The sequence below is a fragment of the Brotocaccenecus cirricatena genome (assembly GCF_020687045.1).
Lineage (GTDB): Bacteria > Bacillota > Clostridia > Oscillospirales > Oscillospiraceae > Vescimonas > Vescimonas cirricatena.
On sequence record NZ_JAJEPW010000013.1, the window covers coordinates 56,939 to 66,039 of the forward strand.

Sequence of the window (9,101 nt, forward strand, 5' to 3'; positions counted from 1 at the left end):
ATTTGCACAAATCAAGACGGCAGTTTCCGTGAAGGAAGCCGCCGAACACTACGGCTTGGAGGCAAGGCGTGACATGGTCTGCTGCCCCTTCCACAATGACCGGACACCCAGCATGAAGCTGAACGAGGATTACTTCTACTGCTTCGGTTGCGGAGCCCACGGAGATGTGATCGACTTTGTGGCGAGGCTTTTTCACCTGCCGCCAGCGGAAGCTGCCAAGAAACTGGCAGAGGATTTTGGCGTTGCCGAGCAGAAGCCGTCCGTTCTGGTGAGGTTGAAGCGCGGAAAGACGCAGGTGGAAGCCGAACGCCACTCTTTACGGGTTCTGCGGGATTACTTCGGCATCTTACAGGACTGGAAAGAGCACTGCGCGCCGCAGTCACCGGAAGACCCCATTGACCCGCGCTATGTGGAAGCGTGCCACATGCTGGATCGCATCGGGAATATGCTGGACATTCTGGCCTGTGGCACACCTAAGGAACGCGCAGAGGTAGTGGCCGACATGCAGAAGGACAATCGGCTCATGCGAATGGAGGCGCGAAACCGGCAGATCAGGGAGGACGAACATGGAACGAAATGAACCGCCACGCTGGATGCAGGACAAGCACTTCAACGAGGTGCTGTTCTGCGAGGATTTTCTGGCGGCGTACCCGATGGTATGCGTCAGCGGCGGCTTTTTCACCGCGGATGGCCGTATCACCGATGAGGAGAGCATCCGCAAGCAAATTTACGAAATGCTCCGCCCGCATTTCAGCTGCGGTCTTGCAAAACGTGCCTCCGGCCTTCTGGAAATGCTGAAGCTGGAAGCCTATGCGCCGGACCTGCCCCTGCACGAGGATCGGATTCACGTGTCCAACGGCACGCTGTTCCTCAGCGGCGCGTTCCGACCCGAAAAGGAGTTCTGCCGCAACCGCCTGCCGGTTAAATTTGATCCCAACGCGCCGCAGCCGGTTCACTGGCTGCGTTTTTTGTCGGAGTTGCTGGAGGAGACGGACATTCTGACCCTGCAGGAATATCTCGGCTACTGCCTGATTCCAACAAATCGCGGGCAAGTCATGATGCTGCTGAAGGGCAACGGCGGCGAACGCAAAAGCCGCATCGGCGTGGTAATGCAGAAGCTGCTGGGCGGCAATCTGAAGAACGGCAGCATCGCCAAGGTAGAGCGCAGCCCCTTTGCCCGGGCCGATCTGGAGCACGAGCTTCTGATGGTGGATGACGACATGAAGATGGAAGCCCTGAAATCCACCCACTACCTCAAATCCCTCATCACCGCCGAAATGCCCATGGACTTGGAGCGCAAGGGCGAGCAGAGCTATCAGGGGCAGATGTACGTTCGGTTTCTGGCCTTTTCCAACGGCGATCTGGAATCGCTCTACGACCACTCGGACGGCTTTTACCGCCGCCAGCTCATTTTGTCGGTGAAGAAAAGGCCGCCGAACCGCGAGGACGACCCCTTTCTCGCGGACAAGCTCTGCGGAGAGATCGAGGGCATCTTCCTCTGGTGTCTCGAAGGCCTGCGCCGCTTGCAGGCCAATAACTTCCGCTTCACAGAGAGCAGTCAGACGAAAGCAAACCGTGAGGATGCCCGGCGGGAGGCCGACAATGTGCTGCTGTTCCTGCGCTCGGAGGGATACATCCATCTGAAAGCCGACAGTACCATTACGTCGGCCAATCTGTACGCCATTTATACCATGTGGTGCAGCGACAACGCCTACAAGCCTCTGGCGGCGCGGACGGTGAGCATGACGCTGAAAAAGCACGCCGACGAGCTCGGTCTGGAGCACGACAACCACATCCAGAACGCCCTTGGCAAGCGGGTCAACGGCTTCTGGGGCATCGAGGCCTTGGTCACACCGCCGGTTTTATGAGCGCAAACGCAAAAAGCTCCATCCCATCCATCCCAAGCATCCCGGATAGATGGGCGGATGGGATGGATGATTTTCAGTTCAGCTGCGAAGGAGCTGAAAAGAAGAGGGTATTTTCAGGAGCGATGAGAACCGGAAAGAAATTTGCGTGGAAACGAAACCATTTCACGAAGCCGCGCTGCTTGGAACCGTGCACCAGCTTCACGGATGGGCGTGCCCCTGCACGATTCGGAGAAAAGGCACACAGTTCTGAAAAGTCGATGTCATGCACCTGCGAGGAATGCATCGAATGCAGAATTTCCAACGGATTTGGGAGAGACAGAACATTTCACCAGACAGCGAAGCCGATTTGCAAAAGCGTGCATCAGCTTCGCTGTTTTCATATCAAGAATTCAGGGAGGATTTTATGAATATCAGAAACGAAATCAAGTCACAGATCATTCGCGCCGGTTTTACCATGCAGGAAGCGTTGGACCGGCTGGCCGAGGAATACGATTGGAGCGACAGTGTTTCCAATCTTTCGGCAAAATTGCAGCGGGAGAGTATCCGCTATAAGGAGGTCGTGGAGCTGGCCGACGTGCTAGGCTGCGATATCGTATGGGTGAAGCGTCGATGAAAGCACAGTACGCTATCCTTCGCTTCGCCAAATACAAGGGGCCGGAAATCGGGCACATTGAATCCCACAACGAGCGCACCAAGGAAAAATATGCCAGCAATCCTGACGTGGACACGTCCCGCAGTCACCTCAACTTCCATCTGGTGACGCCGCAGCGCAAATACCGCGCGGAGTCCGAAAGGCAGATCGCGGAAGCTGGCTGTCGCACGCGGTCGGACAGCGTGCGCGTGGTGGAGGCGCTGGTGACGGCCAGCCCGGAGTTCTTCAAGGGCAAGAAGAAGGCCGAGGTCAAAGCCTATTTTACCGAGGCGCTGGACTTCATCCGGGAACACCAAGACCCGAAAACGATGTTATATGCTATGAAAGGGGGATAAGAAATCGCCCATAGAAAGGAGAATTGACCCATGAAAACAAAGCAAACAGGAAGCGGAAAAATCACAGCCCTTTATGAGAGGTTGAGCCGCGACGACGAACTGACAGGCGACAGCAATTCGATTATCAATCAAAAGAAGCTGCTTGAAGATTATGCAAAATCGCATGGCTTTACTAACTGCGTCCACTTTACCGACGATGGGTGGTCTGGGGCTAATTTTGACCGTCCGAATTGGAAGCGCATGATTGAAAGCATTGAAAGCGGCGAGGTTTCCCATGTCCTTGTAAAAGATTTAAGTCGCGTCGGTAGGGATTACTTGCAAGTGGGATTTTATACCGAAGTGATGTTCAGAGAAAACGGCGTGCGCTTTATCGCCATTGCCAACGGTGTAGACAGCGACAAACGGGAAAGCAGCGAGTTTGCGCCGTTTTTGAACATTATGAACGAGTGGTATGTTCGTGACTCCAGCCGCAAAATCACAACTGTTTTACGGGCAAAGGGAATGTCCGGCGCACATTTGACAAACCATTGCATATACGGCTACAAGAAAGACCCGAATGATAAAAACCATTGGATTATTGACGAGGAAGCCGCCGAGGTAGTACGCCGGATTTACCGAATGGCGATAGAGGGCAAAGGTCCGTATGAAACCGCCCGTATTCTTGCGTTGGAAAAGATAGAAAGACCGTCCTACTATCTTGCACAGCGCGGCATGGGAAATCACAAGTCAAACTACAATTCAACCGAGCCTTACGCATGGCGCGGCAATACAATTTCCGATATTCTGTCAAAGCCGGAATACATGGGGCATACCGTAAACTTTCGGACTTACAAGGAAAGCTACAAGGACAAACGCTCCAAAGCGACACCCAAAGAGGATTTAGTTATCTTCGAGGACACACAGGAAGCCATCATTGACAAAGAAACATGGGAGCGCGTACAGTCATTGAGAAAAACAATCCGCAGAACTGACACCATCGGAGAAGCCAACCCCTTAACCGGCTTAATGTTTTGTGCCGATTGTGGGGCGAAGATGTATAACCATCGAGGGAAAGCGGGAAAGGCGCGGGATTGGGCGGGGCGACCAAACGGGAAAAGGCGTCCAGACCGCGACGAATACAACTGCTCCCGATACGATTTAGGAAATCAGCGATATGACACCTACTGCACCACCCACCTTATCCGCACCGTTGTTGTAAATGAACTGCTACTTGAAGCGATAAAGGAAGTATGCAACTACGCGCAGAACAATGAAGCCGCCTTTATTGAACAAGTCTGCTCCGCTTCCGGGGAACGGCAGAAAAAGGCTATCAAGACCATACGGCAGAGGAAACAGCGCAGCGAGAAACGCGCCGATGAATTGAGCCGCTTGATACGAAAGCTCTATGAGGATAATGTCAATGGGAAACTTTCTGATAAGCTCTTTGAGCAAATGCTACACGATTTTGAACTTGAATTGGACGGGCTGAACACAAGCATTACCCAAGACCAACAGGAGCTTGACCGTATCAGCAGCGAGAGCGTCAATGCGGAAAAGTTTATCGCTCTTGTGAAGCGGTACACAGATTTTTCCGAGCTTACCCCCGCCATGATAAATGAGTTTATTGAAAAAATCCTTGTCCACCAAGCGGAGGGCAAAGGGGCAAGCCGCACACAGGAAATTGAGATTTTCTTTAACTTCGTGGGCAAGGTGGAAATCCCACACGAGGAAGTGGAACTGACGGAGGAAGAAATCGCCGCGATAGCCGAACAGGAACGCCGACGGGCAAAGAAAGCCGAGTACAACCGCCGCTATATGCAGAAAAAACGCAAACAATGGAAAGAGCAGCAAGAACAGGCACAGGAGCCGCAAGAGCCTATCGAGCTTCCTCTTGTGCAGGACGAGAAAGGAGCATTGAGCGCATGAGAAGATTGATTGACAACGGCGACGCACCCGCCAAGAAAAAGCCCCCTATCGGGCATTACGGACACTTGCGGAAAGCCTACCTTGAGGGCTACCGCCCCGACCTCTACACCGCCCTTGTCGCAAGCGAAAGCCTCTATGAGCATTGCGCCGAGATTGAAGCCGCCGTCCGTCGCCGCCTTGACCTCATTATCCCGCAGCTTGCCGAGGGTGCGGGCGCAACCGAGGAACTGAAAGCCGCAGGCCCCATGCAATGGGTGGGGCTGATGAACACCTGCAAGGCGCAAGCGGAGGAAATCGTCAAGTTTGAGCTTATCTATGTATGAGCGTCAAGAGCCGAAAAAATCCCATATTTCACGATAGAAACGCTCTGGACGAGGAATGTATCGCCGGAGCGTTTTCTATTGGAAAATCGCCGTTTTTCCCAAGCCAAGAGCCGGGAAAAACACCCGAAAAATGCCCCTATTGCGTAACAGGGGCGCAGAAAGGAGAGTTTATGAGAACAGGGCTTACGAAGCAGGAAAAGACCACCGATATTTGGTTTGACGAGAAAGACCCCCTTATCCATATCCGCACCCACAACACCGACTTAAAGAAGCGGCTTGCCGCCTACGCCGGACAGTACCCCGACCAGTGCTGCCAAACCGACGCAGACCCCGAAACGGGCTGCATGGAGTTTGATATTGCAAAGGGGCGTTTCTCTTTCCGTCTGACCGCCCCATACAGTGAGGAACGCAGGAACGCCGCCAGCAAAGCGGCAAAGAAACATTCCGGCAACTTGACACACCCTATTCAAAAAGATGTGCTATAATTTTTTTGAAAAAGTTTCGGATTAGATGTAGTATTTGCCGCTGAAACCGTAGTACATAGGTGAAGCCCGAAAGGAGGCGGTGAGATGATAGACGACGAAAAAATCATAGAAATGTTTTTTTGACGTTCAGAACAAGGCATACGAGAGCTGGATATAAAATACGGAAAGGTCTGCCACAATCTTTCCTACCATATCGTAGGCAGCAGACAAGACGCGGAGGAATGTGTAAACGACGCTTATTTAGGCGCATGGAACGCCATTCCCCCGGCACGACCTAACCCGCTGCTATCTTATCTTGTTAAAATCGTTCGGAACATTTCACTCAAAATCTATTGGAGAAAGGAAGCAGCCAAACGGAGCAGCCATTACACGATTGCTTTGGAAGAAATTGAAGCCTGTATAGCAGCTCCGAATACAGTAGAAGCAGAAATCGAAGCCAAAGAGTTAGCCCGTATCATTGAAGCATTTTTAGACACGCTGACTACCGAAAACCGCGTTATTTTCATGCGCCGCTATTGGTTTTCCGACAGCTATAAGGACATAGCCGAGTTTATGGGGCTTTCAGAAAAAAACATTTCTGTCCGGCTGACCCGTATCCGCGAGAAGATGAAGCAATATTTGATTGAAAGAGAGGTATTCGTATGAATGCAAAGAAGTTTTCCGACGCTATGAGCGAGCTTGACACAAAATATGTCGATGAAGCTCTCAACTACAAGAAGAAAGCCAAAAAGCCCATTTGGGTAAAGTGGGGGGCTATTGCAGCTTGCTTTGCAGTAATTGCTGTTTTAGGCGTAGGCGTATTTCAAAATGGATTGTTCGGGAACAAAACTGACATTGCCACTTTGGACAACGGAAATGAAATCATCTTTGTAAAATCGGAAACTGCTGGCTCAAGCATTGACATTGACGGGACTATAACAACAAGGCAACTTACGGAAACGGAAGCTGCATCTCTTTTTCCAAACTTGACCGTTACAGCTCATGCAGTTTTTCGTGTTGATGATACTGTTTCCGACAGCAACAAAGAATTGATTGGTTTTGAGGGAAAAATCGAAAATGCCACAGTGGTAATATCTACAACGGATATAGCACTACTTGATACGAAGATTGTAGGAAGTGAAGAAAGTAGCGAAGTAAATGGCACAAGCGTGACGGCAGGATATTTTGTAACAGACCGGAACAGCGTGGGAGAACAGAATGTAATTTACTATGCGACTTTTAAGTTGGGAGATAGCACCGTATATGTTGAAAATGCGGGTGCAAAAACTGAAAGCGAAAGTGTGAAAAACGATTTGGCTACCATTATCCAAGAGCTGATAAATAATGGTGCGCTTGACCTAAGTTCTTTCAACGGATAACCCCATGAAAATTTAATACTACCATCAGGACAGCCGAGAAAATCGACTGTCCTTTTTCTATGCCTATGGGCAGAAAGGAGCGACCAACCATGACAAAACCGAGAGAGAAAACCCGTGAGGAACTGCAAGCCGAGATTGAGGGCGGAAAGAAGAAAATCCGGCAGTTTGAGAACCGGGAAAAAATGTTGCGTCAGAAGCTATCCAAAGAGGAACGCAGAACGCGCAGCCACCGCCTTATCGTCCGGGGCGCGGTCTTTGAAAGCATTGTGCCGGAAGCAAAGGGCATGACCGACGAGGAAGCCGCCGCGCTTCTCCGGCTTGCATTAACGAGTGAGCCAGCGCGGGATTTTTTGAGAAAACGAGCCGAGGAAACGACAAGCTAAATAATCCCTTGGCAACAAGGGCGCACTTATACACCCTTACGGGCGTGTGCGCTCTGCCGAGGGCTTATCTCCGCACAGGGAACTTTCCCCGCGCTACGATATGGCGGCTTTGCCGCAACAAGGGGCTGCACCCCTTGCGCCGCTTCGCGGCTATCCCTGCACACCCACAAAAACAGTACACCCGCCGTTGGCGTCTATACTGTTTTTGCGGGTTTTATTATCCTATCCGGGAGGTGATACCCATAGCCATTTACCATTGGAACATCGGCATTGTGAGCCGAGGAAAAGGTAAATCAGCCGTTGCCGCAGCCGCCTACCGAAGCGGCGAAAAGCTGACAAACGAATGGGACGGAATGACCCATGACTACACCCGCAAAGGCGGCGTTGTCCATACAGAAATCATGCTGCCACCCCACGCACCACCCTCATTGTCTGACCGCTCAACCTTGTGGAACAGCGTGGAGCTTTACGAGAAAGCTGGGAACGCCCAGCTTGCCAGAGAGATTGACGCAGCGCTCCCCATAGAATTATCCAGAGAGGAACAGATCCGGCTTGTCCGGGAATACTGTTCCTCTCAATTTGTTTCCAGAGGAATGTGCGTGGATTTTGCCATTCACGACACCGACAGCGGCAACCCCCATTGTCATATCATGCTGACTATGCGACCCCTTAACGAGCGCGGCACATGGGCGGCGAAGTCCAAAAAGGAATATGACCTTGACGAAAACGGCGAGCATATCCGCTTGCCAAGCGGCAGATATAAGACGCACAAAGTTGACCTTACAGGCTGGAACGACAAGGACAACACCCTCTTGTGGCGCAAGGCATGGGCTGACTTTACCAACGACTTTTTGGAGAGGAACGGAAGCCCGGAGCGTATCGACCACCGCAGCAACGCCGAGCGCGGCATTGACGAGATACCCACCGTCCACATGGGCGTGGCGGCTTGCCAGATGGAGAAGAAAGGTATCGCCACCGAGAAAGGCGAACTGAACCGCAGTATTCAAAAGACAAACCGCCTTATCCGGGAAATCCGGGCGCAGATTGGGAAGCTCAAGGAATGGATTGCCGACTTGTTCAAAGCGCGGGAAACCGCCCCGAAGCAGCCGCCGCAATCCCCCGGCCTTGCAAATCTGCTGATGAAGTATTTGAGCGTTCAGAGAGAGAAGAGCCGGAAGTATTCGCAGCGTTGGCAACAACAGCACACAGCCGATGAACTGAAAACCATAGCGGCGGCGGTCAACTATCTTTCCGAGCATAGTATCTCGACCCTTGACGAGCTGGACGCTTCTCTTTCCTCTGTCAGTGATAGAGCCTATTCAATCCGGGAGGGAATGAAAACCGCCGAGCAGCGCATGAAGAAGCTGCAAAAGCTAATTGAATACGGGAAGAACTACACAGAGTACAAGCCCATTCACGATGAGCTGAAAAAGCTGCAAAACGGCTGGACAAACAAGCGCGACAAGTACGAGGAAGCCCACCGTGCCGAGCTTACCCTATGGGACGCGGCAAACCGCTATCTCCATGCCCATTTGCCGGAGGGCGTGAAAACCCTGCCGATCTCCGCGTGGGAGAAAGAATATACCGCCCTCAAAGCACAGCGGGAAGCGGAATATGACACGCTGAAAGAGACCCGCGCCGAGGTTGCCGAGCTTCAAAAAATCCGCAGGTGCGTGGATATTGCACTCCGCGCCGACCAACCGGAGCAGACGCGAAGCCGCACCAAGCGGCACGAACAGGAGCGATAAAGGAAAGGACGGGCAAGCTGTTTTACTTGTCCGTCCTTTGTACT

The 9,101-nt window shown here is 52.0% G+C and carries 12 protein-coding genes; 11 read left to right on the forward strand and 1 reads right to left on the reverse strand.

What is annotated here, in order from left to right:
* Positions 1 to 28: 28 nt before the first annotated feature.
* Together LKD37_RS06380 and LKD37_RS06385 are read left to right on the forward strand one after the other, a co-directional pair.
* Entirely contained in the window at positions 29 to 580 is a 552-nt protein-coding gene (locus tag LKD37_RS06380; protein WP_302928439.1) for a CHC2 zinc finger domain-containing protein, read from the forward strand.
* Complete coding sequence (locus LKD37_RS06385; protein WP_302928440.1) at positions 567 to 1,868, forward strand: DNA primase family protein; 1,302 nt, start codon at positions 567 to 569, stop codon at positions 1,866 to 1,868. Before LKD37_RS06380 ends, LKD37_RS06385 begins: the two co-directional genes overlap by 14 nt.
* A gap of 73 nt (positions 1,869 to 1,941) precedes the next feature.
* Here LKD37_RS06385 and LKD37_RS06390 read toward each other — a convergent pair whose 3' ends face one another.
* Positions 1,942 to 2,070 carry a hypothetical protein gene (locus tag LKD37_RS06390; protein WP_302928441.1) on the reverse strand — a complete coding sequence of 43 codons (129 nt, stop codon included), beginning with the start codon at positions 2,068 to 2,070 and terminating at the stop codon, positions 1,942 to 1,944.
* A gap of 201 nt (positions 2,071 to 2,271) precedes the next feature.
* Between LKD37_RS06390 and LKD37_RS06395 the strand changes: the two genes are divergently transcribed.
* From LKD37_RS06395 to mobQ, 9 genes are all read left to right on the forward strand, one after another.
* The gene (locus tag LKD37_RS06395) at positions 2,272 to 2,481 is read left to right on the forward strand and encodes an LLM class flavin-dependent oxidoreductase (protein WP_302928442.1); all 210 of its coding nucleotides are present in this window, start codon (positions 2,272 to 2,274) and stop codon (positions 2,479 to 2,481) included.
* Positions 2,478 to 2,855, forward strand: coding sequence for a plasmid recombination protein (locus tag LKD37_RS06400; protein ID WP_302928443.1), 378 nt, complete (start codon positions 2,478 to 2,480; stop codon positions 2,853 to 2,855). Before LKD37_RS06395 ends, LKD37_RS06400 begins: the two co-directional genes overlap by 4 nt.
* Positions 2,856 to 2,885: 30 nt before the next feature.
* A complete protein-coding gene (locus LKD37_RS06405; RefSeq protein ID WP_158420704.1) occupies positions 2,886 to 4,760 on the forward strand; it encodes a recombinase family protein in 1,875 nt (624 codons plus the stop codon).
* A complete protein-coding gene (locus LKD37_RS06410; protein WP_302928444.1) occupies positions 4,757 to 5,083 on the forward strand; it encodes a TnpV protein in 327 nt (108 codons plus the stop codon). Before LKD37_RS06405 ends, LKD37_RS06410 begins: the two co-directional genes overlap by 4 nt.
* 170 nt (positions 5,084 to 5,253) lie before the next feature.
* Entirely contained in the window at positions 5,254 to 5,568 is a 315-nt protein-coding gene (locus LKD37_RS06415) for a hypothetical protein (RefSeq protein ID WP_097769766.1), read from the forward strand.
* Positions 5,569 to 5,721: 153 nt separating this feature from the next.
* A complete protein-coding gene (locus LKD37_RS06420; protein WP_302928449.1) occupies positions 5,722 to 6,213 on the forward strand; it encodes an RNA polymerase sigma factor in 492 nt (163 codons plus the stop codon).
* Positions 6,210 to 6,926 carry a hypothetical protein gene (locus LKD37_RS06425; RefSeq protein ID WP_302928445.1) on the forward strand — a complete coding sequence of 239 codons (717 nt, stop codon included), beginning with the start codon at positions 6,210 to 6,212 and terminating at the stop codon, positions 6,924 to 6,926. Before LKD37_RS06420 ends, LKD37_RS06425 begins: the two co-directional genes overlap by 4 nt.
* An 89-nt stretch (positions 6,927 to 7,015) precedes the next feature.
* Positions 7,016 to 7,309, forward strand: coding sequence for a DUF3847 domain-containing protein (locus tag LKD37_RS06430; RefSeq protein WP_302928446.1), 294 nt, complete (start codon positions 7,016 to 7,018; stop codon positions 7,307 to 7,309).
* 233 nt (positions 7,310 to 7,542) lie between these two features.
* Entirely contained in the window at positions 7,543 to 9,057 is a 1,515-nt protein-coding gene (gene mobQ, locus LKD37_RS06435) for a MobQ family relaxase (protein WP_302928447.1), read from the forward strand.
* The last annotated feature ends 44 nt before the right edge of the window (positions 9,058 to 9,101 follow it).